Below are 26,739 nucleotides of genomic sequence, written 5' to 3'. Positions count from 1 at the left end.
ATACCGGGCTTCTGGCCGCAGGCCGTAGGAGCGAACTTGTTCGCGAAAGGGTTGTTATATTCTCTGATAATGCAACGTTGGAATCACTATCTTCGCTAACAAGAGAAGCCTCGCTCCGTCCCATCACACAAGAACAAAATTGGAGAACACCATGGCTGAAGCAAAAGTATTGAGTGGTGCCGGGCTGCGCGGGCAGGTTGCCGGGCAGACGGCGTTGTCCACGGTGGGCATGGCCGGTGCCGGGCTGACCTATCGCGGCTATGACGTGCGCGATCTGGCTGCCGAGGCGCGTTTTGAAGAAGTGGCCTACCTGCTGCTGTACGGCGAACTGCCCAATCAGGCCGAATTGTCTGCCTATATGGACAAACTCAAGCGCCTGCGCGATCTGCCGCAGGCCCTGAAGGAAGTGCTGGAGCGCATACCCGCCGACACTCATCCGATGGATGTCATGCGCACCGGTGCTTCCATGCTCGGCACCCTGGAGCCGGAGCGCAGTTTCGATCAGCAGCGCGACTCGACCGACCGTTTGCTCGCAGCGTTCCCGGCGATCATGTGCTACTGGTATCGCTTCAGTCACGACGGCAAGCGTATCGACTGCACCTCGGCCGAAGACTCCATCGGCGGGCATTTTCTGCACCTGCTGCTCGACAAGGCGCCCAGCGAACTGCACCGCAAGGTCATGGACGTATCGCTGATTCTGTACGCCGAGCACGAATTCAATGCCTCGACCTTCACCGCCCGCGTCTGCGCGTCGACCCTGTCGGACCTGTATTCCTGCGTCACGGCAGCCATCGGCACCTTGCGCGGCCCGCTGCACGGTGGTGCCAACGAGGCTGCAATGGAAATGATTCAGCGTTTCGCCTCGGCTGAAGAGGCAACCAAAGGCACGCTGGGCATGCTGGAGCGCAAGGAAAAGATCATGGGCTTTGGCCATGCGATCTACAAGGAGTCCGACCCGCGCAACGAGGTGATCAAGGGCTGGTCGAAGAAACTCGCCGACGAAGTGGGCGATACGGTGCTGTTCCCGGTCTCCGAGGCCATCGACAAGGTCATGTGGGAGCAGAAGAAACTGTTCCCCAACGCCGACTTCTACCATGCGTCGGCGTATCACTTCATGGGCATCCCGACCAAGCTGTTTACGCCGATCTTCGTCTGCTCACGCCTGACCGGCTGGGCCGCGCACGTTTTCGAGCAGCGCGCCAACAACCGCATCATTCGCCCGAGCGCCGAATACATCGGCGTCGAACAGCGCGCGTTCGTACCCCTGGAACAGCGCTAAAAGGGGGCAGGGGAGCCGCCGACGAGCTCCCCACCCGTATTCCGAACACTCCGTGATCGAGTCCTGCAATGAACAGTGAATTTCGCAAACCGCTCCCTGGCACCCGACTGGATTACTTCGACGCTCGGGCAGCCGTCGAGGCGCTCAAGCCCGGTGCCTATGCCACGCTGCCCTACACCTCGCGGGTGCTGGCCGAGAACCTGGTGCGTCGTTGTGATCCGGCGACCTTGAATGCCTCGTTGATGCAGCTCATCGAGCGCAAGCGTGATCTGGATTTTCCCTGGTTCCCGGCACGCGTGGTCTGCCACGACATTCTGGGTCAGACCGCGCTGGTCGACCTTGCCGGGCTGCGTGACGCGATCGCTGCGCAGGGCGGCGATCCTGCGCTGGTCAACCCGGTGGTTCCGGTGCAACTGATCGTCGACCACTCGCTGGCAGTGGAGTCCGACGGTAATGACCCGCAGGCGTTCGCAAAGAACCGCGCCATTGAAGACCGTCGCAACGAAGACCGTTTTCACTTCATTGACTGGACCAAGCAGGCGTTCAAGAACGTCGAAGTCATCCCGCCGGGCAATGGCATCATGCACCAGATCAATCTGGAGAAAATGTCACCGGTGGTGCAGGTGCTCGATGGCGTGGCCTTTCCCGACACACTGGTGGGCACGGACAGCCACACGCCGCATGTCGATGCCCTGGGCGTGATTGCCATTGGCGTCGGTGGGCTCGAGGCCGAGAACGTCATGCTCGGGCGCGCCTCGTGGATGCGCCTGCCGGACATCATCGGCGTCGAACTGACCGGGCGCCATCAGCCATGCATCACCGCCACCGACCTGGTGCTCGCGCTGACCGAGTACCTGCGTCAGCAGAAAGTGGTCGGTGCCTATCTGGAGTTTTTCGGCGCAGGTGCGTCGAGTCTGACCCTGGGCGACCGGGCGACGATCTCCAACATGGCGCCTGAATATGGTGCGACGGCAGCGATGTTTTCGATTGATTCGCAAACCATCGACTACCTGCGTTTGACAGGGCGTGAGGACGAGCAGGTCAAGCTGGTCGAGCTGTACGCCCGGCACACCGGTCTCTGGTCGGACAGCCTGAGCGAGGTGCGCTACGAGCGGGTGCTGAGTTTCGATCTGTCCAGTGTAGTGCGCAACATGGCCGGGCCCTCCAACCCCCATGCGCGGGTCGCCACCGCTGATCTGGCGGCCAGAGGGATTGCCGGGCAATGGGATGAGGTGCCGGGGCAGATGCCCGATGGCGCGGTGATCATCGCCGCGATCACCAGCTGCACCAACACCAGCAACCCGCGCAACGTCATTGCCGCCGGTCTGCTGGCCCGCAACGCCAACCGTCTGGGGCTGATGCGCAAACCCTGGGTCAAGTCATCGCTGGCCCCCGGCTCGAAAACCGTGGCGCTGTACCTAGATGCAGCAGGGCTGACCTCGGAGCTGGAGCAACTGGGTTTTGGCGTCGTGGCTTTTGCCTGCACCACCTGCAACGGCATGTCCGGCGCGCTCGATCCGCTGATCCAGCAGGAAATCATCGACCGCGACCTGTACGCCACGGCGGTCTTGTCCGGTAACCGCAACTTCGACGGGCGTATTCATCCCTATGCCAAGCAGGCCTTTCTGGCCTCGCCGCCCCTGGTGGTGGCGTATGCCATTGCCGGGACCATCCGCTTCGATATTGAAAACGATGTGCTGGGCGTCGCCGAGGGCCGGGAAATCCGTCTCAAGGATATCTGGCCGAGCGATGAAGAGATTGATGCCGTTGTGCAGGCATCGGTCAAGCCGGAGCAGTTCCGCCAGGTCTATATCCCGATGTTTGCCATCGAAGAACACACCGGGCCGAAGGTCGAACCGCTCTACGACTGGCGTCCGATGAGCACCTACATCCGTCGCCCGCCTTATTGGGAAGGCGCGCTGGCCGGAGAACGCACGCTCAAGGGCATGCGGGCGCTGGCCGTACTGCCGGACAACATCACCACTGATCACCTGTCGCCGTCCAACGCGATCATGCTCGACAGTGCGGCGGGCGAGTACCTGGCGAAAATGGGCCTGCCGGAGGAAGACTTCAACTCCTACGCGACCCATCGCGGCGACCACCTGACTGCCCAGCGCGCGACCTTTGCCAACCCGCAACTGGTCAACGAGATGGCAGTGGTCGATGGCAAGGTCATAAAGGGCTCGCTGACCCGCATCGAACCCGAAGGCGTGGTCACGCGCATGTGGGAAGCCATCGAAACCTACATGGCGCGCAAGCAGCCGTTGATCATCATTGCCGGTGCCGACTATGGGCAGGGCTCGTCCCGTGACTGGGCGGCCAAAGGCGTCAGGCTGGCGGGCGTCGAAGCGATTGCTGCAGAAGGGTTCGAGCGTATTCACCGCACCAACCTGGTCGGCATGGGTGTGCTGCCGCTGGAGTTCAAGCCCGGCACCAGCCGTCTGACCCTGGGCATCGACGGCAGCGAAACCTTCGATGTGATCGGCCAGCGCACGCCGCGCGCGACATTGACGCTGGTGATTCAGCGCCGTAACGGCGAGCGCGTCGAGGTGCCGGTGACCTGTCGTCTGGACACCGCCGAAGAGCTCTCTATTTATGAGGCGGGTGGCGTGTTGCAGCGTTTTGCTCAGGATTTTCTGGAGGCCGCTGCATCGTAGTTACGCTGGAGCGTGAGGAACGCCAAGCGTGCGCAAGAGCACTATCGTGCCCATGCTCCGCGTGGGCATGCAGTTCTGACGCTCTGCGTCCGATTTTGAGCGCGCAGCGCGCTCTTTGAACAGGACAACGAATTCATGGCTCACCCACCACAGATCCGCATCCCCGCCACTTACATGCGCGGCGGCACCAGCAAGGGGGTGTTTTTCAGGCTGACTGATCTGCCCGAAGCTGCACAGGTTCCGGGCGCGGCGCGGGATGCGCTGCTGTTGCGGGTCATCGGCAGCCCTGACCCCTATGAAAAGCAGATCGACGGCATGGGCGGGGCGACGTCGAGTACCAGCAAGAGCGTGATTGTGTCGCGCAGCAGCAGGCCCGACCACGATGTCGATTACCTGTTCGGCCAGGTGTCCATCGACAAACCATTTGTCGACTGGAGCGGCAATTGCGGCAACCTGTCAGCGGCCGTGGGGCCATTCGCGATCACCAATGGTCTGGTCGACCCTGAGCGCGTTCCGCAGGACGGCGTGGCGGTGGTGCGCATCTGGCAGGCCAACATCGGCAAGACCATCATCGCTCACGTGCCGATCAGCAACGGCGCGGTGCAGGAAACCGGCGACTTCGAGCTGGATGGCGTGACCTTCCCGGCAGCGGAAGTGCCACTGGAGTTTCTTGATCCGGCGGCGGACGAAGAGGGCGCGGGTGGCTCGATGTTTCCCACCGGCAATCTGGTGGATGATCTGCAGGTGCCCGGCATCGGCACTTTGAAGGCGACCATGATCAATGCCGGCATCCCGACGATTTTCGTCAACGCCGCCGACATCGGCTATACCGGCACCGAACTGCAGGGCGATATCAACGCTGATCCGCAGGCGCTGGCCCGTCTGGAGGCCATTCGCGCCTATGGTGCGCTGCACATGGGCCTGATTGGCAGCATTGATGAAGCTGCCGCACGCCAGCACACGCCCAAGGTGGCTTTTGTCGCTGCGCCTGCCGACTACCTGGCGTCGAGCGGCAAGCCTGTCGCGGCGCAGGATATCGAGCTGCTGGTACGCGCCGTGTCGATGGGCAAGCTGCACCACGCGATGATGGGCACGGCTGCGGTGGCCATCGGCACGGCCGCAGCCATCCCGGGCACGCTGGTCAATCTGGCCGCTGGTGGTCAGGCGCGCAGCGCAGTCAGCTTTGGCCATCCCTCCGGCACACTGCGGGTCGGCGCCCAGGCCGTTCAGGAGGGCGGTGACTGGAAAGTCACCAAAGCCCTCATGAGCCGCAGCGCCCGCGTGCTGATGGAAGGCTGGGTGCGGGTGCCGCAGCCAGGCGCCTGAAGTCGTCAGTTTTGAAGGGGCTCGCAGCGCCTATTTGAAACGTCGTTCCACGCCTTTTTCTACCAGCACCTTGGCGGAGATTTCTTCCACCGAAAAATGCGTGGAGTTGATGTGTGCAATGTTCTCGCGGCGGAACAGGCTTTCCACCTCGCGCACCTCGAATTCGCACTGCGCGTAGCTGGAGTAGCGGCTGTTGGGTTTGCGCTCGTGGCGGATCGCGGTGAGGCGGTCCGGGTCGATGGTCAGGCCGAACAGTTTTTCGCGATGCTGCTTGAGCGCTGCAGGCAGTTGCAGCCTTTCCATGTCATCTTCGGTCAGCGGATAGTTGGCGGCGCGGATACCGAACTGCATGGCCATGTACAGACAGGTCGGGGTTTTGCCGCAGCGCGAGACGCCGACGAGGATGATATCGGCCTTGTCGTAATAATGCGTCCGCGCGCCGTCATCGTTGTCCAGCGCGAAGTTGACCGCCTCGATGCGCTCCATGTAATTGGAGTTATGCCCGATGGAATGCGATTTACCCACGGAGTAGGACGAGTGTGAACTAAGCTCCTGCTCCAGCGGGGCCAGGAAGGTCGAAAAGATATCGATCATGAAGCCATTGGACGTTGCCAGAATCTCGCGAATGTCCTGATTGACGATGGTATCGAAGATGATCGGCCGCACATCGTCCTTGTCGGCGGCATTATTGATTTGTTGTACCATCGCCCGCGCCTTCTCGACGCTGTCGATATAGGGCCTGGTGAACTTGTTGAAGGTAATGTTTTCAAATTGTGCCAACAGGCTCTGGCCCAGGGTTTCGGCGGTGATACCCGTGCCGTCCGAGATGAAGAAAGCGGATCGTTTCATTTTTGCCCCAGGCCTTAAGCAGTTGAAGAATTCTGGCTATCATAGGCGTGCTGGCCGGTCCTGAGAGCCCGCAGTTCAGCTTTTTTGCACGCATGCTTTTCGAACACTCGGTTTTGCACGCCCGATCTGTACGTCCGGGCAGACACGCCTGAAGCCACACCGCATGTGGCACAGGTGAATGAGCTTTTCCCAACAACAAACACAGTTAGTGGAGAGATCACCTTGGTAGAGTACGTAGTTTCCCTCGATAAGCTCGGCGTCCATGATGTAGAGCACGTGGGGGGCAAAAACTCGTCCCTCGGCGAGATGATCAGCAACCTCGCAGGTGCTGGTGTTTCGGTGCCCGGCGGCTTCGCGACTACCGCCCAGGCTTACCGTGACTTTCTCGAGCTCAGCGGCCTGAACGAGCAGATCCATGCGGCGCTGGACGCCCTTGACGTCGATGATGTCAACGCGTTGGCCCGCACCGGTGCGCAGATTCGTCAGTGGATCATGGAAGCCGAGTTCCCCGAGCAGCTCAACGCCCAGATCCGTACTGCGTTTGCCGAGCTCTCTGCCGGTAATCCGAACCTGGCCGTGGCCGTGCGTTCCTCCGCAACGGCCGAAGACTTGCCGGATGCGTCATTCGCCGGCCAGCAGGAGACCTTCCTGAACATCCGCGGCGTCGAGAACGTGATCCGCGCGGCCAAGGAAGTCTTCGCTTCACTGTTCAATGATCGTGCGATTTCCTACCGCGTGCACCAGGGCTTCGACCACAAGCTGGTCGCGCTGTCTGCGGGCGTGCAGCGCATGGTGCGCTCCGAAACCGGTACGGCCGGTGTCATGTTCACCCTCGACACCGAGTCCGGTTTCCGCGATGTGGTGTTCATCACCGGTGCCTACGGTCTGGGCGAGACGGTCGTGCAGGGCGCCGTCAACCCCGACGAATTCTACGTGCACAAGGACACGCTGGCGGCTGGTCGCCCGGCGATCCTGCGTCGCAATCTGGGCAGCAAGGCGATCAAGATGATTTACGGCGAAGAAGCCAAGGCCGGTCGTTCGGTCAAGGTGATCGACGTCGAGCCTGCCGATCGTGCACGTTTCTGTCTGAGCGATGCCGAAGTGTCCGAACTGGCCAAACAGGCGATGATCATCGAGAAGCACTACAAGTGCCCGATGGACATCGAGTGGGCCAAGGACGGTGACGACGGCAAGCTGTACATCGTCCAGGCACGTCCGGAAACGGTAAAGAGCCGTACGTCGGCCAACGTCATGGAACGCTATCTGCTCAAGGAGACCGGCAAGGTGCTGGTCGAAGGCCGTGCCATCGGTCAGCGCATCGGCGCGGGCAAGGTGCGTATCATCAAGGACGTGTCCGAGATGGACAAGGTCCAGCCCGGTGACGTGCTGGTGTCGGACATGACCGACCCGGACTGGGAACCGGTGATGAAGCGTGCCAGCGCAATCGTCACCAACCGTGGCGGTCGTACCTGCCACGCCGCGATCATCGCCCGTGAGCTGGGCATCCCGGCAGTGGTCGGCTGCGGCAACGCCACGCATACCCTTCAGGATGGCCAGGGTGTCACGGTTTCCTGTGCAGAGGGCGACACCGGTTATATCTTCGAAGGCGAGCTGGGCTTCGACATCAAGACCAACTCGGTCGATGCCATGCCTGATCTGCCGTTCAAGATCATGATGAACGTCGGCAACCCGGACCGTGCCTTTGATTTCGCCCAGTTGCCCAATGCCGGTGTCGGCCTGGCGCGTCTGGAGTTCATCATCAACCGCATGATCGGCGTGCACCCCAAGGCGCTGCTCAACTATTCGGTGCTGCCACCGGAAATCAAGGAAAGCGTCGACAAGCGCATCGCCGGTTACGACGATCCGGTCGGTTTCTATGTCGACAAGCTGGTCGAGGGCATCAGCACTCTGGCCGCCGCGTTCACGCCGAAAAAAGTCATCGTGCGCCTCTCGGACTTCAAGTCCAACGAGTACGCGAACCTGATCGGCGGCAAGCTCTACGAGCCCGAAGAAGAAAACCCGATGCTGGGCTTCCGCGGTGCGTCGCGCTATATCAGCGAGAACTTCCGTGACTGCTTCGAGCTGGAGTGCCGCGCTCTCAAGCGTGTGCGCGAGGAGATGGGCCTGACCAACGTCGAGATCATGGTGCCGTTCGTCCGCACCCTGGGCGAGGCGAGCCAGGTCATCGATCTGCTGGCCGCCAACGGCCTGAAGCGTGGCGAAAACGGCCTGCGCATCATCATGATGTGCGAGCTGCCGTCCAATGCGATTCTGGCGGAAGAGTTCCTCGAGTACTTCGACGGCTTCTCCATCGGCTCCAACGACCTGACCCAGCTGACGCTCGGCCTCGACCGTGACTCCGGTGTGATCGCTCACCTGTTCGACGAGCGTAACCCGGCGGTCAAGAAGCTGCTGTCCAACGCCATTCAGGCGTGCAACAAGGCCGGCAAGTACATCGGCATCTGCGGGCAGGGGCCTTCCGATCACCCGGATCTGGCGCGCTGGCTGATGGATCAGGGCATCGAGAGTGTCTCGCTCAACCCCGATTCGGTACTGGAGACCTGGTTCTTCCTCGCCGAGGCACAGGCGCCTGTCTGACAGGCGGCGGCTCGCCTGAGGCGCATTCCTCGCAACACCGGGCTGCCGTGTGACGCGAACGCGGCCTGAGCCGTCATGTGGTTCAGGTGTTTGAATGAGGCGGTTTCTTCGGAAGCCGCCTTTTTTATGGCGCACCGCGAGACCCCGGAGCGCGTGGTTTCATCCCGTCTGTCAAACCAGATAAAGAGTGATATGCAGAGCAGCAGCCAGCTTTTTCCCGTGGCCTTGATCAGCGCCGAGCGTCGTGGCGATCTGGTCGAGGACGTCTACCGTCTCAAACCGGCCAATAGCCCCGACGCCAGTGTCGAACTGGCGGTGACCCGGCTGGGGTGCGTCGATCAGCCCGACGTGCGTGGCACTCCGGTGATACTGCTGCATGGCAGTTTTTCCAACCGGCGTTTCTGGTATTCGCCCAAGGGCATCGGTCTGGGCGCGTATCTGGCGCGTGCCGGCTATGACGTGTGGATTCCTGAAATGCGCGGCCATGGCCTGTCGGCTCGCAACCTGAGTTACCGCAGCAATTGCGTGGCGGACTACGCGCGTTTCGATTTGCCAGCCATTGCCGCGTTCGTCATCGAACAAAGTGGCCAGATACCGCACTGGATCGGCCATTCGCTGGGCGGCACGAGCCTGGCGGCAGCCTTGGGCGGTCAGTACCTGGGGGCTGATACTGCGGCGTCCGTGGCGCTGTTCGGCAGCCAGGTCAGCCGTACCTACTGGCCGCTAAAGGTCCCGCCACTGCAATGGTCTGCGAAGTGGCTGTTGAGGTCTTTCGAGCATATCTCCGGACCGCGTTTCAAGCGCGGGCCGGAAGACGAGCCGATCGGTCTGGTTCTGGAAAGCATGCGTTGGCACGGGTTGTTCGGGCGTTTCGGTGAGCGTGACAACAACTGGTGGGCAGGGTTGAGCGCGGTTCAGGTGCCGCTTCTGGCTGTCGCTGCGGCGGGCGACCATCAGGATCCGGTGTGGGCTTGCCGTGAGCTGTTCGAGCAGATCGGCAGCGCACACAGGCAGTTTCTCTGCCTGAGCCGTGAACACGGCTTCAGCGAGGATTTCGGCCATGTGCAGATGCTGGTCAGCAAGGCCGCGCAGCAGCAGGTCTGGCCGCGGGTGATCGAGTGGCTGGGTGAGTGTTCCGTTCCTGAACAGGTTGCAGAGTTTCAGGTCGCGGTGGGCAGTTAGCCGTTAAAGTCGCTATGGTTAGGCTCATCCGGTCGTGTCTGTTTCAATAAACCGTCTGTATCAAGCGCGACCTCATAGCCGATGACAGGAGTTGCCCCCATGCATTACCTCACCCCCGATCTGTGTGACGCCTATCCGGACCTGATTCAGGTCGTGGAGCCGATGTTCAGCAATTTTGGCGGCCGCGATTCGTTTGGTGGCCAGATCGTCACGCTGAAATGTTTCGAGGACAACTCCAAGGTCAGGGAGCAAGTCGAGCTCGACGGCAAGGGCAAGGTGCTGGTCGTCGACGGCGGCGGTTCGCTGCGTTGCGCGCTGTTGGGTGACATGCTGGCAGACAAGGCTGCAAAGAACGGCTGGGAAGGCATGTTGATCTACGGCTGCATCCGCGACGTGGATGTCATCGCCCAGACCGACCTGGGTGTCCAGGCGCTCGCCAGTCATCCGAAGAAAACCGAGAAGCGCGGCATAGGCGAGCTGAATGTGCCGGTGACCTTTGGCGGCGTGACGTTCCGCCCGGGTGAGTACCTGTATGCCGACAACAATGGCGTTATCATTTCCCCATCACCTCTGACCATGCCGGAATAAGCGAAGTATCCATGTTCGATGAAGCAAACGCGCAGTGGGGGCTGGTTCATGCCCTCGTTTTGGACGGTAAGGGTGGGGCGCGTTTCATCGCTCGAACCGAATTGCAGGACCTTGCGTTGCAGCCAGAGGAAAGCCTCTGGCTGCATTGGGACCGCAGCCACCCGCAGACACATGCCTGGCTGCGTACCGGCAGTGGTCTGAGCGAGTTTGCCTGCGACCTGTTGCTGGAAGAGAACACCCGGCCGCGCTTGCTGCCGTTGCCGGAGCAGGAGCTGCTGCTGTTTCTGCGCGGTGTGAATCTGAATCCCGGTGCCGAGCCGGAAGACATGGTCTCGGTGCGTATCTTCGCCGCCGCGCAGCGGGTGATCTCGCTGCGCCTGCGTCCGCTGCGTGCCACCGAGGAACTGATTGAGCTACTGGGGCAGGGCAAAGGCCCGAAGGGCGCCTCGGAGCTGATCCTGCACCTGGCGCAGCACCTCACTGACAAGGTTCAGGATCTGGTGGGTGAACTGACCGAAATGGTCGATGAAGAGGAAGAAAAGAACGACGCCGACGAACGGTACAGTCCCGAGCACGGCAAGCTGCTGCATATTCGTCGACGTGCCGCTGGCCTGCGCCGGTTTCTCGGGCCGCAGCGGGATATTTATGGCCAGCTTTCACGCATCAAGCTGTCCTGGTTTGCCCATGACGATGCTGATTACTGGAATGAGCTGAACAACAGCCTGACCCGTTATCTGGAAGAGCTCGAGCTGACCCGCGAGCGGGTAGGGCTGCTGCTGGAGTCCGAGGACAGGCGCCTGCGCGAGCACATGAACCGCACCATGTACCGCTTCGGGATCATTACCTGTATCTTTCTGCCGATGAGTTTTCTCACCGGTCTGCTGGGTATCAACGTTGGCGGCATTCCGGGTTCGGCCAGTTCGTACGGCTTTCTGGTGGCCTGTCTGCTGATCGTCGCACTGGGCGCAGGGCAGTGGTGGCTGTTCCGCCGTTTGCGTTGGGTATAGGGCGAGCCTGGATGGTTATTTGGCGAGCCTGTGTGACTTGTTGTTTTCGCGTCGCGTCTTTGAATGACATTACGTGAGGTGCCTGATGCACGATCCGTTTGAAGAATCTTTACGCGACATGCTCAATTCTTCATCCTCCAGCCGGGATGATGATGCATGTCTGGGACGCGTCCTGAAGACCGCCAATCGCCAGGTCGGCGCTGGTGTGTTGTTCGGGCTGCTGGGCCGCTGGTCAGAGGCGCTTATGATTGCCGTGAACAATGGCTCGGCCCACGTCTCTCCCGTTTCTCGTCGTACCACGAGTGGTGCGCGTTCTATCGATAAGGCTGATTGAGCATGGAATTGAATCTCTGGACCCAGAGCCTTCTTGCTGCAATGACTGCATTGTGGACCAAAGTCGCAAACTTCATCCCCAACCTGTTCGGCGCCCTGGTTGTGGTGCTGCTCGGTTTTGTCGTCGCCAAGCTGCTCGACTCACTGCTCTCCAAATTGCTGGCCAAGCTGGGCCTTGATCGTCTGGTCGGCGGTACCGGCCTGACCAAGATTATCGGCCGCGCTGGCGTCAAGGTGCCGGTCTCCACGCTGATCGGCAAGGTCGTCTACTGGTTCGTTCTGCTTATATTTCTCGTATCGGCCGCTGAATCATTGGGCCTGCAGAGGGTCTCAGCCACGCTGGACATGCTGGCGCTGTATTTGCCCAAGGTATTTGGTGCCGCGCTGGTTCTACTGGTCGGAGTGCTGCTGGCGCAACTGGTCAATGGCCTGGTGCGCGGCGCTGCTGAAGGCGTAGGGATCGATTACTCTGCCGGCCTGGGGCGAATTGCCCAGGGGCTGGTCATCATCATCAGTATTTCGGTTGCCATCAGCCAGCTCGAGGTCAAAACCGACCTGCTGAACCACGTTATCGTGATTGCGCTGATTACCGTTGGTCTGACAGTGGCGCTTGCCCTGGGCCTCGGCAGTCGCGAAATTGCCGGGCAGATCATTGCCGGAATCTACGTCCGTGAACTGTTTCAGGTCGGGCAGCAGGTCCAGATAGGGGATACAGAAGGGCAGATCGAGGAAATCGGTACGGTCAAGACAACGCTACTGACAGACGAGGGGGAGCTGGTGTCGTTTTCCAATCGCATCCTGCTCGAGCAGAGAGTAAGCAGCCGTTAAGCGGTTAACCTGCTAATGTATGCCGCCAGGTTGCCGATACAGGCCATGGCGGACATTGACCTGACTGTCGGCAAGATTTGTTTTGAATAAACCTCAACCGTTTTCGACGCGCTATGATCCACACGAGCTCTCAGACGAGGAGCTGGTTGCGCGCGCCCACGTTGAGCTGTTCAATGTGACGCGGGCCTACGAAGAATTGATGCGCCGTTACCAGCGAACACTTTTTAACGTCTGTGCACGTTATCTGGGGAACGATCGCGACGCTGACGATGTCTGTCAGGAGGTGATGCTTAAAGTGTTGTATGGGTTGAAAAATTTTGAAGGTAAATCTAAATTTAAAACCTGGCTGTACAGCATCACCTACAATGAATGCATCACGCAGTACAGGAAGGAACGGCGTAAGCGTCGCTTGATGGACGCGCTGAGTCTGGATCCACTTGAGGAAGCGTCGGAAGAAAAGGCGCCCAAACCTGAAGAACGGGGCGGACTTGATCGCTGGCTTGTGTATGTGAACCCGATCGATCGGGAGATTCTGGTCCTGCGGTTTGTTGCAGAACTTGAATTCCAGGAAATCGCTGACATCATGCACATGGGCTTGAGCGCAACGAAAATGCGTTACAAGCGGGCTTTAGATAAATTACGAGAGAAATTTGCGGGAATCGCCGAAACTTAATACGGTGCAAATATCTCTAACAAACTGGCAAGGTCTGGTAGACTTGCCGCTGAGTTGTCCCCCTGTGTGGGACTGCTTAATAATCATCAGATGGGGATTTAACGGATGAAACTGAAAAACACCTTGGGCTTGGCCATTGGTACTATTGTTGCCGCAACTTCGTTCGGCGCGCTGGCTCAAGGCCAAGGCGCGGTCGAAATCGAAGGCTTCGCCAAGAAAGAGTACTACGACAGCGATCGTAACTTCAAAAACGACGGCAACCTGTTCGGCGGCTCCGTTGGCTACTTCCTGACTGACGATGTTGAGCTGCGTCTGGGCTACGACGAAGTCCACAACGTTCGTAGCGACAGCGGCAAGAACATCAAGGGCGCAGACACTGCTCTGGACGCTCTGTACCACTTCAACAACCCAGGCGACATGCTGCGTCCATACGTATCTGCCGGCTTCTCTGACCAGAGCATCGGTCAAGACGCTCGCCGTGGCCGTGACGGCTCCACCTTCGCCAACATCGGCGGCGGCGCCAAGCTGTACTTCACTGACAACTTCTATGCCCGTGCAGGCGTTGAAGCTCAGTACAACATCGACCAAGGCAACACCGAGTGGGCGCCTAGCGTCGGTATCGGTGTAAACTTCGGCGGCGGCAGCAAGAAAGTTGAAGCGGCTCCAGCTCCAGTAGCTGAAGTGTGCTCCGACAGCGACAACGACGGCGTGTGCGACAACGTCGACAAGTGCCCGGACACCCCAGCCAACGTTACCGTTGACGCTGATGGCTGCCCAGCAGTTGCCGAAGTGGTTCGTGTTGAGCTGGACGTGAAGTTCGATTTCGACAAATCCGTAGTCAAGCCTAGCAGCTACGGCGACATCAAGAACCTCGCTGACTTCATGCAGCAGTACCCACAGACCACCACCACTGTTGAAGGTCACACTGACTCCGTCGGTCCTGACGCTTACAACCAGAAACTGTCCGAGCGTCGTGCAAACGCCGTTAAACAGGTTCTGGTTAACCAGTACGGTGTTGGCGCTAGCCGCGTAAACTCGGTTGGTTACGGCGAAACCAAGCCAGTTGCTGACAACGCAACTGAAGCAGGTCGCGCAGTTAACCGTCGCGTAGAAGCAGAAGTAGAAGCTCAAGCTAAGTAATTAGCCGCTTGTACTGAAAAGCCCGGCTCAGGCCGGGCTTTTCTTTGCCTGCGATTTGGCAGGGTGCTTGCTCAGACGGGCCTGGTGTCAGCCGGCATTCAGCTGCGCGTGGTCCATCAGGGTTTGATTCAGCAGCTCATTGCTGTAAGCCGCAACCGCGCCGATCACCAGAATGGCGGGGCTCTTCAGCTGGAAAGCGGCTGCGTCCTGTTGCATGGCATTCAGGGTGCTACGGCATTCGCGCTGCCATGGCAGCGAAGCGTTCTCGATCATCGCCACCGGCATCTCGCCACTCATTCCGCCTGCCAGCAGGCTCTCGCGAATTTCCGCCAGTTTCGCCACGCCCATGTAAACCACCAGGGTGGTTCCGCCTTGCGCGAGCGCTTGCCAGTTGAGCGTGCTGTCATCCTGAGTGTGGGCGGTGACCAGTGTCACGCCACGGCTTATACCGCGCAGGGTCAGCGAAATGCCGCACTGTGTTGCACCAGCAAGACCCGCTGTAATGCCGTTGACCAGCTCCACGGCCACACCGTGTTCCTGCAGCCATTGAGCCTCTTCACCACCACGTCCGAAGATGCACGGATCGCCGCCTTTGAGGCGGACCACACATTTGCCCTGACGGACGTAGCGCAGCATCAGGCGATGGATAAACGCTTGCGGCGTCGAGCGGCAACCGCCGCGCTTGCCGACCGCGATCACCCGCGCCCCCGGACAATGCTCCAGCACTGCGGGGTTGACCAGATCGTCGATCAGCACCACGTCGGCTTCATGCAAGGCGCGTACTGCCTTGAGGGTCAGCAATTCCGGGTCGCCGGGGCCCGCGCCTACCAGCCATACTTTTGCGCTCATGCCGCATTCCTCATTCTGTAACCGCCACGGTATGGATCAGTCTTCTTATTTCCGGCACGCAGGAGCCGCACTGGGTGCCGCAGCCCAACTGTGTCTTGAGTTGATTCAGGTCCAGCCCACGCTCGATAGCGCTCATGACTGCGTTCTGGCTGACATTCATGCAGTTGCACAAGGTCTTGTCGCGAGTCTGTGTCGAGTCTTTGCCCGGTTCGCTGCTCAACGGTGCCAACAGCCAGCGTCGCAACGAAGCCTCAACGCGTTCTTCCAGCCACAACGTCTGCAACCAATGCCGGGCAAGTGTTTCGCCGGCCAGGCGAATCGCGGTAATACGATCATCGTCAATCCGTACCCGCTTGCCGATCGAGCGTTTGGGGTCGTCATACGCCATGACCGGTCCCTCATCCAGGCCCAGTACACGATCAATCTGCTGCAGCAGCGCTGAATCGGGTGCTTCTGCGCTGGCGGCGCGTATTACCAGAGCCGGTCGCCCGCGTCCGGCAAGGCCCATGCTCAGGTAAGTGAAGGTGTCACACAAGGCGCGCAGCGTTTCCATCCGTTGCTGCACGTTGCCCTCGACCAGCGCAAAGAACTGCCAAGGCAGGTGGGCTTTTTCGATCCTGACGCCGGCGTGCTTGAGTTCCGGTTGTTTCGAGATCGGATCGAAGGCCGGCTGGGTGAGAACGTTGACACCCCCCTTGAGGAACCTGTCGCCCCAATGCATCGGCACAAAGGCCTGGCCGACTGCAACGCTGTCCTCACTGCTGACCGGCAACAGCAGCTCGCCGCGCCGGCTGATCAGTTTGACCAGATCGCCGGGCTGCAGGTCATGGCTGAGCATGTCCTGCGGATTGATGCTCAACACAGCTTCGCTGACATGCCCGAACAAGCGCGCAGCGGTGCCGGTGCGGCTCATGCCGTGCCATTGATCACGCAGCCTGCCGGTATTGAGCGTCAGTGGGTAGTCGGCATCGCGCAATTCCCTGGCGGCGATGTAAGGCTCGGACAGAAACTGCGCGCGGCCTGAATCGGTGGGAAAGATACCCTCGCTGTACAGGCGCTGTGTGCCGCTGCTGGCGCCACGCGGGAAGGGCCATTGCTGCGGGCCCTGCTGGTCGATGAGCTCGCGGTCGATCCCGGACATGTCCAGATCGCGCCCGACTGTCAGGCCCTTGAACTCATCGAACAAGGCTTTGGGTGTCGCGAAATCGAACAGCGCGGGGGCGTCGGGTTGCAGGCGTTGTTGCAGGCGCTGGGCGAAATCCACCGTGATTGCCCAGTCGGAGCGCGCTTCGCCGGGCGCCTGGATGGCCTTGCGCACGTTGGAGATGCGCCGTTCGGAGTTGGTCACCGTGCCTTCTTTCTCGCCCCAGCTGGCAGCAGGCAGCAACAGATCGGCGTAACGCGCAGTTTCGGTGGTTTTGAACGCTTCCTGGAGTACCACGAACGGGCAGGTTTCCAGCGCTTGCCTGATGCGGTTCTGGTCGGGCAGTGACTGTGCCGGGTTGGTGCAGGCAATCCACAGGGCTTTGATTGTCCCGTTTTGCAATTGCTCGAACAGTTCGATGGCGGAAAGGCCGGGGCTGGCGGGCAGACTGTCGACGCCCCAGTAATCTGCAACCTCCTGACGATGCTGAGGATTTGCCGCGTCGCGATGGCCAGGCAACAGGTTGGACAGGCTGCCGGTTTCGCGTCCGCCCATGGCGTTGGGCTGGCCGGTGAGTGAGAAGGGACCTGCGCCAGGTTTGCCAATCTGGCCGGTCGCCAGGTGCAGGTTGATCAGCGCGCTGTTTTTCGCACTGCCGGCCGTAGACTGATTCAGCCCCATGCACCACAGCGACAGAAAAGCCGGCGCTTCGCCCACCCAACGGGCGCAGGTGTGCAGCTGTTCCAGAGTAATGCCGCAGAGGGCGGCCACGTGCTCAGGCGGGTAATCATGGACCAGCGTGGCCAGTTCCTCATAGCCCTGCGTGTGCGCGGCAATGAACGCCGGGTCGATCAGCCGTTCGCTCATCAATATATGCAGGATGCCGTGAAACAGCGCGACGTCTGTGCCGGGCTGAATCGCCAGGTGCAGGTCGGCCAGTTCGCAGGTGTCGGTGCGCCGTGGGTCGATGACGATGAGTTTCATCTGCGGACGATGGTTTTTTGCTTCTTCCAGACGACGAAACAGAATCGGGTGCGCGTACGCCATGTTACTGCCGACGATCATCACGCAGTCGCTCAGTTCGATATCTTCGTAGCTGCAGGGCGGTGCATCGGCACCCAGGCTGCGCTTGTAGCCAGCCACGGCCGAGGACATGCACAGCCGTGAGTTGCTGTCGATATTGTTGGTGCCGATCAGGGCGCGCGCCAGCTTGTTGAACGCGTAATAGTCTTCGGTCAGCAACTGGCCGGAAATGTAGAAGGCAACGCTGTCGGGGCCATGTTCGCGAATGGTCTGGGCAAACACATTGGCCGCGTGTTCCAGTGCGGTATCCCAATGGGTCACGCTGCGCGCCAGGCCCTTGCTCAGGCGCAGTTCCGGGTACAGCGCGCGGGCTTCGATGTCGCCGGTCAGGTGCAGGCTCGAACCTTTGCTGCACAGCTTGCCGAAGTTGGCCGGGTGCTTCGGGTCGCCGCTGACGCCGAGAATATGCTCGCCGTCATGTTCGATCAGTACGCCGCAGCCAACGCCGCAATAGCAGCAGGTCGATGCCGTGATCCGAGGGGTGTGAAGGGCAAGGCTGTTCATGCGCAGGCCGCCTGCGCAGCAGCGGGTTTGCCGAACATCAGATGATCGCGTATGGCGTCGATTCCCTGGCCATCACGGATCTGCTGCAAGTACCAGTTGCCGTCGGCGGTGTCGCCGTACAGGCAGGCGCCGACCAGTACGTCGTTCTTGATCACCAGCTTCTTGTAGACGCCGCCAATGGGATCGGAAAGGGTGATGCTTTCAGTGCCTTCACCGCCGAGGAAATCCCCGGCGGAAAACAGGTCGATGCCGGTGACTTTAAGCTTGGTCGAGGTGACCGAACCCGGATAACGCGCGAAGCCCAGTTGCGCAAGGTGATTGGCGCAGACCCGCGCCTGCTCGAACAGCGGCGCCACCAGCCCATAGGCAATGCCGCGGTGGCTGACGCATTCGCCAATCGCGTAGATGCGTGGGTCGTAGGTCTGCAAGGTGTCATTGACCAGAATGCCGCGGTTACAGGGCAGGCCGGCTTGCTCGGCCAATTCGGTATTGGGCCGTATGCCTGCGGCCATGACCACCAGATCGGCATCGATCCTGTCGCCGTTGTTGAATTGCACCGCGGTTACGCGGCCCTGATCATCGCCGAGCAGGGCGTTGGTCTGTTCGTCGAGGCGAAAGCTCAGGCCGCGCTTTTCCAGTGCCGCTTGCAGCATCCGTCCGCTGGTCTTGTCCAGTTGGCGCTCCAGCAGCGTCTGGCCATTATGAATAACCGTGACTTGCATGCCGCGCAGGCTCAAGCCGTTGGCCGCTTCCAGGCCGAGCAGGCCGCCGCCGATGACGACTGCGCGTTTGTGCGTGACGGCGGTGTCGATCATCTGCCGCGTGTGGCTGATGTCGCGATAGCCGATGACGCCGTTCAGCGTGTTGCCGGGGATCGGCAGTATGAACGGCCGCGAACCGGTGGCAATCAGCAGCCGATCATAATGGGCCTGGGTGCCGTCATCGGCGGTCACCAGGCGTCTGACGCGGTCGATCTTCACCACGCGGCGGTTGAGCAACAACTCGATACCGTTGCGTTGGTACCAGTCGAGATCGTTGAGCACGATGTCTTCGAAATTCTGTTCGCCGGCCAGCACCGGCGACAGCAGGATGCGATTGTAATTGGGGTGTGGCTCGGCGCCGAAGACCGTGATGTGGTAAAGGTCTTCGCTCAGTTTCAGCAACTCTTCGAGTGTGCGCACGCCGGCCATGCCGTTGCCGATCATCACCAGTTTGAGTTTGGTCATCTTGCCTCCGAGTCACTGCAGCGCGTGCTCGACACGTTTCGCGCAAACAAAAAAAGGCGTCCCGTCAGTGGCCTGACGAGGACGCCTTTGTCCGGTCCCGTTCTCTCGGGAGACGCAGCCTTCATCGTTGAGGGCTGCGTGTTATGAATTATCTGCAAGAGACCATGCAGTGCTTGTGCCAACTCGCATCTGCCGGCCTGCGCGGTGTGCAGTCGATAACACAGGCCTTTTCTGCACTGCGCTGAGGCGCGTTGCACAGAAGCGGGGCGCAAGGGCTCAGTGGCGGCCCAGCAGCACGATCACCAGCACCAGATTGAACAGCAGGGAGAGCAGCGCCAGTGTTCGCCAGACTTTCAGTGGTTCGCGTTCCAGCAGCGGACGCGGTTTTGTCACCAACGGACGATGCTCGGCTTGCTCCAGTTCCAGCAACCACTGTTCAGCGGTTTCGTAACGCTGGTTCGGGTCGGCGTGCAGTGCTTTGTCCAGGCTGTGGCTCAGCCACTGCGGCAGATCCGGCCGATAACGGCTGGCAGGTATCGGTGCGCCGAAGCGACGGTGCTGAAAGGCTTCGATCTCGCCGTAAGGGTATTGCCCTGTCAGCAGGTAATACAAGGTGACGCCTGCCGCGTAGAGGTCCTGCTGCGGATGCGGTTCGGCACTGTTGAAGGCCTCCGGCGCTATATAGCTCGGTGTGCCGGGCAGGTCTTCGGTGTTGGCCGCAGAAAGGCCCGGGCAGAACGCCAGGCCAAAATCCAGCAGGCGCAACTCGCCGTCGTCGGCCAGCAACAGGTTTTCCGGTTTGATATCGCGATGGATGATGTTGCGTCGATGCAGCAGGCCCGTGGCCCGTAGCAGCCGGGTGGCGAGGTCCTGCCACTGGGCCAGCGGCAACGGCCCGTTGCCAGTGAAGAGCTCGGCCAGCGTGTGCCCGCGATACTCGCGCATCACGTAATACAGATGCTGGCGGTCTGTCAGCGGGTGTATCTCGGGAAAGAAGCGCCCGGCGACCCGGCGCAGAAACCACTCCTCCAGCAGCAAACCCTGACCGGCGCCGGTTTCGTCATGGCGACTGGCCGGCAGGGTTTTCAACAGCCAGGGTTGCTCATGGATATCGGTGACCCGATATACGATGGACTGGCGCGATTGCGCCACGACGTTGCCGACTTTCCAGCCCTCGAATGCCTGATCGGCCTTGAGCGCGGGTGGCAGCGGCCATTGTTGCAACTGCAGCAACGCGTCCCCCAGATCATCCTCGCCGAGCGTGTCGACCTGAATCAGCAGGGCGCTGGCATTGTCCTGACTGCCGGCCAGGTGCGCCGCGCTGACCAGGGTTTTCACCGCCGCGTCGAGGTCGTGCTGTTCGCCCAGAATCGAGCGAATGCTCGCATCGCCCAGCGTCGCCCAGATGCCGTCGCTGACCAGCAGCAGGCGCTCGCCTTCACACAGTTCGCCGTCCAGGTAATCCATGACCACGTACTGATCCAGGCCCAGGGCACGCTTGAGCACATGCTGCATGTCGGCCTGTTCCCAGACGTGATCTTCACTGATGCGTTTGAGCGTCCCGGTTTGCCAGCGATAAACCCGGCAGTCGCCGACATGGGCGAGGGTGAAGCGCCGACCGCGCAGTACCAGAGCGCTGAGGGTGGTCAACAGGCCGTTGGCCAGCAGCCAGCAATTCTGCGCCAGCAGCAGGCGATCAAGGGACTGCGCCACGCCCCAGGTTTCCGGCGTGGCGTAATAGTCGAGGGCCAGCGCCTGCAGCGTGGACTGCGCGGCCAGTGCGCCGTCGGCACACTGGCTGACGCCGTCGGCAAGGGCGAACAGATAGCCTTTGCTGGCCGCCAGCGCCGGGACTGGCGTGACCAGGCGCACGGCGTCCTGATTCTCCGCTCGCGGTCCGCTGGCGCTGAATTGCGCGAACTGCAGTTGCAGGGTCATCGGCGCTTCAGACCCGAGCCGCCGTGACTGCGGCCGAACCCCAGGTGGTTCTCCAGCGACGCTTGACGTTCAGCAGGCCGAACCAGGCCAGTACCGCCAGGCCGGCGAACAGCCACAGGCCCAACTGGTAATCGCCGGTGTTCTGTTTGATGGTGCCCAGGCCGGCGGCCAGCAGGAAACCACCGATGCCACCCGCCATGCCGATCAGGCCGGTCATGACCCCGATTTCCTTGCGGAAGCGCTGCGGTACCAGCTGGAATACCGCGCCGTTGCCGGCCCCCAGGCCCAGCATGGCGGCCACGAACAGCGCCAGTGCTGCCCACGAACTTGGCAGGTTGAAGCCCACGGCGGCGATGCCGATGGCGGCAACCGCATACATCACGGTCAGCGTGCGAATCCCGCCGAAACGGTCGGCCAGCGCGCCACCCAGCGGACGCATCAGGCTGCCGCCGAACACGCAGGCAGCGGTGTAGTAACCGGCAGTGATCGGGCTCAAACCGTATTGGTCGTTGAAATAGCCGGGCAGGGCGCTGGCCAGGCCAATGAAACCACCGAACGTCACGCTGTAGAAAAACATGAACCACCAGCTGTCACGATCACCCAGCGCCTTGAGGTAGTCCGCCATGGATTTGGGTTTGCTGCGTTGCGGGGCGTTGCGTGCCATCAGGGTGAAGGCGATCAGGGTCAGGACCAGCGGGATCAGTGCCAGACCGAAGACGTTGCTCCAACCGAAACTGGCGGCCAGCACCGGCGCGATCAGCGCGGCCAGTACAGTGCCGGAATTGCCCGCACCGGCGATGCCCATGGCCTTGCCCTGATGCTGCGCTGGATACCATTGCGACGCCAGGGGCAGCGCGACGGCGAACGAAGCACCGGCCATACCGAGGAACACACCCAGCACCAGCACCTGGCCGTAGGTGTGAATGCCCAGTTGCCAGGCAGCCAGCAGCGCGCCGATGACGATCACTTGGCCGATGATTCCGGCGGTCTTGGGCGACAGCTGGTCGGCCAGCAGGCCCATGAAGAAGCGCAGCACCGCACCCGCCAGAATCGGTGTGGCGACCATCAGGCCACGTTGCTGAGTGGTCAGCTGCAGGTCAGTGGCAATCTGCACCGCCAGCGGACCAAGCAGGTACCAGACCATGAAACTCAGGTCGAAATAGAGAAAGGCCGCGAACAGGGTCGGTTTGTGGCCTGCCTTCCAGAAGCTTGTATCCATGTGCACACCTCATCATCTGCTAGTTAGTCAGTCGGGCCATGACCACGACACGGGTTATTCAGACGCTGTGGTGGAGTGTTCCGAATGACGGCGACTCCACCGGCCCCTGCGCCGGGGCCAAAACGCAAAAAACGTCGCCTCTCTGTCCACTGGCGTGGAAAGGGATGAGCGACGTCTTTGTCGTAAAAGGTGATAGCCGCCGTTGGCTACCGGTGCGATTGCTTTAGCAATAGACGGGCCAAGGGCCGTGCAAGCGCGCCGGCCGCACGTTGCAGGCAGGTTGTAGGGTCTTCAGCGGTTGGGTGGTGAGTTGATGTATGACCTTGAACCGGGCGTCGGCCAGCAGACGCGCTGCAAAAAAGGGCATGGCGGCGAAAAGCCAGATAAACATTTGCGCAGTCCGTATCAAGCAACAGGCACGGGCATGTTAATAAAGTCAGGATTGGTTCATTAACATTGGAGTTATTTAATATTATTTAATGTGCCATCAGTTTTAGGCGTAAGTACTGTCATTGTGATGCTGTTTCAATGCGTCTCTATGACGGCCTTAATATATATGAATTAATACGCGGCCCGTCGCGGTTGTCCGATAACAGCGCCTTAAATATTTAATTTACTTTGTGGAGTATCTCTGAGAGCATCGCTTCTGTCGCAACGTGTGACGCTTGATCAACAGAAAGTGTTTTCACTTTTCAATCCGGTAATCTGTAGTTGCAGTTTGCCAGTCAATTTCGATAAAGGCTTACTGTGTAAGAAGTTATCGGCTACTCGCTCTTTTCTCGGTTTCCGGTTGTCCCCGATACCTGAATGCCCGACACACTCTGCACCTCGGCATTGCACCCGTGCCTGCCGTGTTGTCTTCCTATACGCGCTGCTTGTACAGGCGCCTGCAAAGGACATCATCATCATGAGTAACATCAATTACGCCCCTACCGTCTGGTCCCGTGCCGATGCGTTGAAGGTCAATGAAAATGACCCGACCACCACGCAGCCGCTGGTAAAACCGGACTTTCCGGTCATGAGTGATAAGGTCTTCATCTGGGACACCATGCCGTTGCGCGAGCTTGACGGCACGGTGGTCTCAGTCAACGGCTGGTCGGTCATCGTCACGCTGACAGCTGATCGCCACCCCGACGACCCGCAGTATCTCGGCGCCAACGGCCGCTACGACATCAAGCGCGACTGGGAAGATCGTCACGGGCGGGCGCGCATGTGCTACTGGTATTCGCGTACCGGCAAGAACTGGATCTTCGGTGGCCGGGTCATGGCCGAAGGCGTGTCGCCCACCACCCGCGAGTGGGCGGGCACACCGGTACTGTTGAATGACAAGGGTGATATCGATCTGTACTACACCTGCGTGACACCGGGGGCGACGATTGCCAAAGTACGCGGCCGTATCGTGACCTCCGATCAGGGCGTGGAGTTGAAAGACTTTACCCAGGTCAAGAAACTGTTCGAGGCCGATGGCACTTATTATCAAACCGAAGCGCAGAACTCGACATGGAACTTCCGCGACCCGAGTCCGTTTATTGATCCCAATGATGGCAAGTTGTATATGGTCTTTGAAGGTAATGTTGCCGGCGAACGCGGTACGCATACCGTTGGTGCTGCAGAACTTGGCCCGGTGCCAACCGGCCATGAAGAAGTTGGGGGTGCGCGTTTTCAAGTGGGCTGTATCGGTCTGGCGGTTGCTAAAGATCTCAGCGGTGAAGAATGGGAAATATTACCGCCACTGGTGACTGCGGTGGGTGTCAATGATCAGACCGAACGTCCGCATTATGTCTTTCAGGACGGTAAGTATTATTTGTTCACCATTAGTCACAAGTTTACGTATGCCGACGGTGTGACCGGGCCGGATGGCGTTTACGGTTTTGTGGGCGAGCATTTGTTCGGGCCTTACCGGCCGATGAACGCATCCGGACTGGTGCTGGGCAATCCGCCTGCACAGCCTTTCCAGACGTACTCCCACTGCGTGATGCCGAACGGTCTGGTGACATCGTTCATCGACAGCGTGCCCACCACCGGCGATGACTACCGTATCGGCGGCACCGAGGCGCCGACGGTCAGGATCCTGTTGAAAGGCGACCGCTCGTTCGTGCAGGAAGAGTATGACTACGGCTACGTGCCGGCGATGAAGGATGTGCAACTGAGCTGACAGGCTGCGCCCCTGTAACCTGTGAAGAACGCCTGTACGGACAGGCGTTCTTCGTGGCTTCAGCCCAGCAGTTCGCTCATCGCGATAATCTGCTCGGCCACCTGAATCAGCTTCTGCTGACGACTCATCGCCTGACGCCGCATCAGCGTGTAAGCGTCCTCTTCGTTGCAATCCTTCATTTTCATCAGCAGCCCCTTGGCCAGTTCGATGCGTTTGCGCTCGGCCAGTTGCTGATCGCGTGCATGCAGTTGCGCGCGCAGCGCCTGATCGCTTTCAAAGCGCGCCATCGCCACATCCAGAATCGGTTGCAGCCGTTGCGCCTGGATACCCTCGACGATATAAGCGCTGACTCCGGACTTGATCGCCTGGCGCATCACGCCCGGATCGTGCTCGTCGGTGAACATCACGATGGGCCGTGGCTGGTCGCGGCTGACCAGCACCACTTGCTCCATCACGTCGCGACCAGGTGATTCAGTGTCGATGAGGATGACGTCCGGGCGCACGGCTTCAACGCGCGCGGGCAGGTCGATGATCAGTCCGGATTCGTCGATCACGTCGAAACCGGCCTCTATCAAGGCTGACCTGAGGCGGCCGACCTTTTTGGCGGTGTCATTGATAAGCAGGATACGCAGCATGGTTACGCTCTCCGTCAACGACTGGCCACAGCGGGCACGTCGTCGGCCAGCGAGTGGAGCTTGAAGCTACGCGCGTAGCCCGCCGGATCGCTGCCGTCCCAGACCCTGCCATCGATCAGCTGGCTGCTGCGCAAGGTTGCGGCGGGTACGTCGATGCCCAGTGCACTGGCTGCCTGACGGTACAGGTCGAGTTGCTGAACGCGGCTGGCCACCGCCAGGTAATCCGGGTCTTCGCGCAACAGGCCCCAGCGTCGGAACTGGGTCATGAACCACATGCCGTCGGACAGCCAGGGGTAGTTGACCTGTCCCTGGGTATGGAAGCTGACCGCGTGAGGGTCTTGCCAGTGATTGCCGAGACCGTCGCTGTACTGGCCGAGCAAACGCGGCTCGATGCAGTCCACTGAGGTGTCCAGGTAATCGGCACCGCTTAGGAGTTGTGCGGTGCTGCGCCGGTTATGATCGTTTTCCTCGATGAAGCGGCTCGCTTCCAGTACGGCCATGATCAGCGCTCTGGCGGTGTTGGGGTTCTGCTCGACAAACTCTCGGGTACAGCCGAGCACCTTGCCCGGGTGATCCGGCCAGATCGACTGGCTGGTCGCCATGGTGAAGCCCAGTTGCTGCTGTACGGCGCTGGCGCCCCAGGGTTCGCCGACGCAGAAACCGTCGATGCGCCCGGCCTGCAGGTGTTGCGCCATTTGCGTGGGCGGCACCACGACACTGGTCACATCATCGAGCGGATGAATGCCCTGACTGGCCAGCCAGTAGTAGAGCCACATGGCATGGTTGCCGGTGGGAAAGGTCTGCGCGAAGGTCAGCTTTGAGCCGCTTTGGTGCGCGTGCTTGTCCAGTGCTTCAGGAGTGATCACGCCGGCCTGCTGCAACTCGCGGGACAGGTTGATGCACTGGCCGTTCTGGTTGAGTCCCATGAGGATGGCCATGTCGGTCGCCGGGCCACCGCTGATGCCCAGTTCCACCGCGTAGATCAGGCCGTACAGGCTGTGTGCCGCCTGCAACCGCCCGCTGACCAGTCTGTCGCGCAGCCCGGCCCAGGAAGTCTGACGCTCGAGGTTCAGGCTCAGGCCGTAAGGCTGGGCGAAACCCTGCGTGGCCGCGACCACCAGCGGGGCACAGTCGGTCAATGCCATGAAGCCCACGTCCAGGCTGTTCATTTCCGGGGCGTCGCTACCGGCCACCCAGTCCAGCGCATTACCGGTTCGTTCGTTCATCGCGCGTGCTTCATCAAAGGTCCGTCCAGAAAAAAGGCGTCGTCCGACCCGATGCCGAGTCGCTCTTCGTTATATACAAGTCTGTTTTTGATTCTGGCCGGAGGCGGTAGGAGCGAACTTGTTCGCGAAAGGGCCGGTACAATCGCTGAAAATCTATCGTCTGAAACACGGTCTTCGCGAACAAGTTCGCTCCTACGCCCTTCTGGCAGAAGCGTGAAAAACCCTGTAATTCGGGCTTTCCAGGGCTGTATATAACGCTGAGTGCCAGTGCAAGGGGCTGAAGCGACGCCGTTGTCCATG

The 26,739-nt window shown here is 60.5% G+C and carries 21 protein-coding genes and 1 pseudogene; 12 read left to right on the top strand and 10 right to left on the bottom strand.

What is annotated here, in order from left to right:
• The first annotated feature begins 151 nt into the window (after positions 1-151).
• The 3 genes from prpC to prpF all read left to right on the top strand — a co-directional run bounded on the left by prpC (position 152) and on the right by prpF (position 5,262).
• Positions 152-1,279: a bifunctional 2-methylcitrate synthase/citrate synthase gene (prpC, locus tag QRN50_RS04550; RefSeq protein WP_003406752.1), complete on the top strand. Its 1,128-nt coding sequence runs from the start codon at positions 152-154 to the stop codon at positions 1,277-1,279.
• Positions 1,280-1,347: 68 nt separating this feature from the next.
• Complete coding sequence (gene acnD, locus QRN50_RS04545) at positions 1,348-3,936, top strand: Fe/S-dependent 2-methylisocitrate dehydratase AcnD (RefSeq protein ID WP_024641274.1); 2,589 nt, start codon at positions 1,348-1,350, stop codon at positions 3,934-3,936.
• Between the two features lie 135 nt (positions 3,937-4,071).
• Positions 4,072-5,262, top strand: a complete 1,191-nt coding sequence (prpF, locus tag QRN50_RS04540; protein WP_024641275.1) for a 2-methylaconitate cis-trans isomerase PrpF — start codon at positions 4,072-4,074, stop codon at positions 5,260-5,262.
• A 30-nt stretch (positions 5,263-5,292) separates the two neighbouring features.
• Here the strand turns inward: prpF and ppsR are convergent, their stop codons facing one another.
• Together ppsR and QRN50_RS25800 are read right to left on the bottom strand one after the other, a co-directional pair.
• Positions 5,293-6,111 (bottom strand): posphoenolpyruvate synthetase regulatory kinase/phosphorylase PpsR, encoded by an 819-nt coding sequence (gene ppsR, locus QRN50_RS04535; protein WP_003347114.1) that lies wholly within the window; start codon positions 6,109-6,111, stop codon positions 5,293-5,295.
• A gap of 75 nt (positions 6,112-6,186) precedes the next feature.
• Entirely contained in the window at positions 6,187-6,387 is a 201-nt protein-coding gene (locus tag QRN50_RS25800; protein WP_370661139.1) for a hypothetical protein, read from the bottom strand.
• Here QRN50_RS25800 and ppsA point away from each other — a divergent pair.
• The 8 genes from ppsA (at position 6,334) to QRN50_RS04495 (ending at position 14,460) form a co-directional block, all read left to right on the top strand.
• Complete coding sequence (gene ppsA, locus QRN50_RS04530) at positions 6,334-8,709, top strand: phosphoenolpyruvate synthase (protein WP_096126577.1); 2,376 nt, start codon at positions 6,334-6,336, stop codon at positions 8,707-8,709. The genes QRN50_RS25800 and ppsA overlap by 54 nt on opposite strands.
• Before the next feature lie 192 nt (positions 8,710-8,901).
• The gene (locus tag QRN50_RS04525) at positions 8,902-9,891 is read left to right on the top strand and encodes an alpha/beta fold hydrolase (RefSeq protein WP_058822252.1); all 990 of its coding nucleotides are present in this window, start codon (positions 8,902-8,904) and stop codon (positions 9,889-9,891) included.
• Between the two features lie 99 nt (positions 9,892-9,990).
• Positions 9,991-10,479: a ribonuclease E activity regulator RraA gene (gene rraA, locus QRN50_RS04520; RefSeq protein ID WP_003366849.1), complete on the top strand. Its 489-nt coding sequence runs from the start codon at positions 9,991-9,993 to the stop codon at positions 10,477-10,479.
• Between the two features lie 11 nt (positions 10,480-10,490).
• Positions 10,491-11,486, top strand: a complete 996-nt coding sequence (cmaX, locus tag QRN50_RS04515) for a divalent cation transporter CmaX (protein ID WP_003406746.1) — start codon at positions 10,491-10,493, stop codon at positions 11,484-11,486.
• Positions 11,487-11,571: 85 nt separating this feature from the next.
• The gene (locus tag QRN50_RS04510; protein WP_003406745.1) at positions 11,572-11,820 is read left to right on the top strand and encodes a crfX protein; all 249 of its coding nucleotides are present in this window, start codon (positions 11,572-11,574) and stop codon (positions 11,818-11,820) included.
• A gap of 2 nt (positions 11,821-11,822) precedes the next feature.
• On the top strand, positions 11,823-12,647 hold the full coding sequence (locus QRN50_RS04505) for a mechanosensitive ion channel family protein (protein WP_096126578.1): 825 nt from the start codon (positions 11,823-11,825) through the stop codon (positions 12,645-12,647).
• Between the two features lie 82 nt (positions 12,648-12,729).
• Positions 12,730-13,320 carry an RNA polymerase sigma factor SigX gene (sigX, locus tag QRN50_RS04500; RefSeq protein ID WP_003406744.1) on the top strand — a complete coding sequence of 197 codons (591 nt, stop codon included), beginning with the start codon at positions 12,730-12,732 and terminating at the stop codon, positions 13,318-13,320.
• Between the two features lie 105 nt (positions 13,321-13,425).
• Positions 13,426-14,460 carry an OmpA family protein gene (locus tag QRN50_RS04495; protein WP_003406743.1) on the top strand — a complete coding sequence of 345 codons (1,035 nt, stop codon included), beginning with the start codon at positions 13,426-13,428 and terminating at the stop codon, positions 14,458-14,460.
• Between the two features lie 87 nt (positions 14,461-14,547).
• Here QRN50_RS04495 and cobA read toward each other — a convergent pair whose 3' ends face one another.
• From cobA to QRN50_RS04465, 6 genes and pseudogenes are all read right to left on the bottom strand, one after another.
• Positions 14,548-15,309 carry a uroporphyrinogen-III C-methyltransferase gene (gene cobA / locus QRN50_RS04490; RefSeq protein WP_024650848.1) on the bottom strand — a complete coding sequence of 254 codons (762 nt, stop codon included), beginning with the start codon at positions 15,307-15,309 and terminating at the stop codon, positions 14,548-14,550.
• A gap of 10 nt (positions 15,310-15,319) precedes the next feature.
• The gene (locus QRN50_RS04485) at positions 15,320-18,040 is read right to left on the bottom strand and encodes a nitrate reductase (RefSeq protein ID WP_096126579.1); all 2,721 of its coding nucleotides are present in this window, start codon (positions 18,038-18,040) and stop codon (positions 15,320-15,322) included.
• A 19-nt stretch (positions 18,041-18,059) separates the two neighbouring features.
• A pseudogene (locus QRN50_RS04480) lies at positions 18,060-19,266 on the bottom strand (NAD(P)/FAD-dependent oxidoreductase); the annotation flags it as partial.
• 276 nt (positions 19,267-19,542) lie between these two features.
• On the bottom strand, positions 19,543-21,204 hold the full coding sequence (locus tag QRN50_RS04475; protein ID WP_096126581.1) for a bifunctional protein-serine/threonine kinase/phosphatase: 1,662 nt from the start codon (positions 21,202-21,204) through the stop codon (positions 19,543-19,545).
• A gap of 7 nt (positions 21,205-21,211) precedes the next feature.
• Positions 21,212-22,423: a nitrate/nitrite transporter gene (locus QRN50_RS04470; protein WP_011267436.1), complete on the bottom strand. Its 1,212-nt coding sequence runs from the start codon at positions 22,421-22,423 to the stop codon at positions 21,212-21,214.
• A 223-nt stretch (positions 22,424-22,646) separates the two neighbouring features.
• Positions 22,647-22,814, bottom strand: coding sequence for a hypothetical protein (locus tag QRN50_RS04465; RefSeq protein WP_003406736.1), 168 nt, complete (start codon positions 22,812-22,814; stop codon positions 22,647-22,649).
• 516 nt (positions 22,815-23,330) lie between these two features.
• Between QRN50_RS04465 and QRN50_RS04460 the strand changes: the two genes are divergently transcribed.
• Complete coding sequence (locus QRN50_RS04460) at positions 23,331-24,578, top strand: glycoside hydrolase family 68 protein (RefSeq protein WP_096126582.1); 1,248 nt, start codon at positions 23,331-23,333, stop codon at positions 24,576-24,578.
• Between the two features lie 59 nt (positions 24,579-24,637).
• Here QRN50_RS04460 and QRN50_RS04455 read toward each other — a convergent pair whose 3' ends face one another.
• Both QRN50_RS04455 and QRN50_RS04450 read right to left on the bottom strand, forming a co-directional pair.
• The gene (locus tag QRN50_RS04455; RefSeq protein WP_003406734.1) at positions 24,638-25,213 is read right to left on the bottom strand and encodes an ANTAR domain-containing response regulator; all 576 of its coding nucleotides are present in this window, start codon (positions 25,211-25,213) and stop codon (positions 24,638-24,640) included.
• 14 nt (positions 25,214-25,227) lie between these two features.
• Positions 25,228-26,439 (bottom strand): CmpA/NrtA family ABC transporter substrate-binding protein, encoded by a 1,212-nt coding sequence (locus QRN50_RS04450; RefSeq protein WP_096126583.1) that lies wholly within the window; start codon positions 26,437-26,439, stop codon positions 25,228-25,230.
• Positions 26,440-26,739 lie beyond the last annotated feature (300 nt).

The sequence above is a fragment of the Pseudomonas sp. MEJ108 genome (assembly GCF_030208985.1).
GTDB lineage: Bacteria > Pseudomonadota > Gammaproteobacteria > Pseudomonadales > Pseudomonadaceae > Aquipseudomonas > Aquipseudomonas fragariae.
Note: the sequence above shows the minus strand (reverse complement) of the source record. Positions and strands in the feature narration are given on the sequence as shown.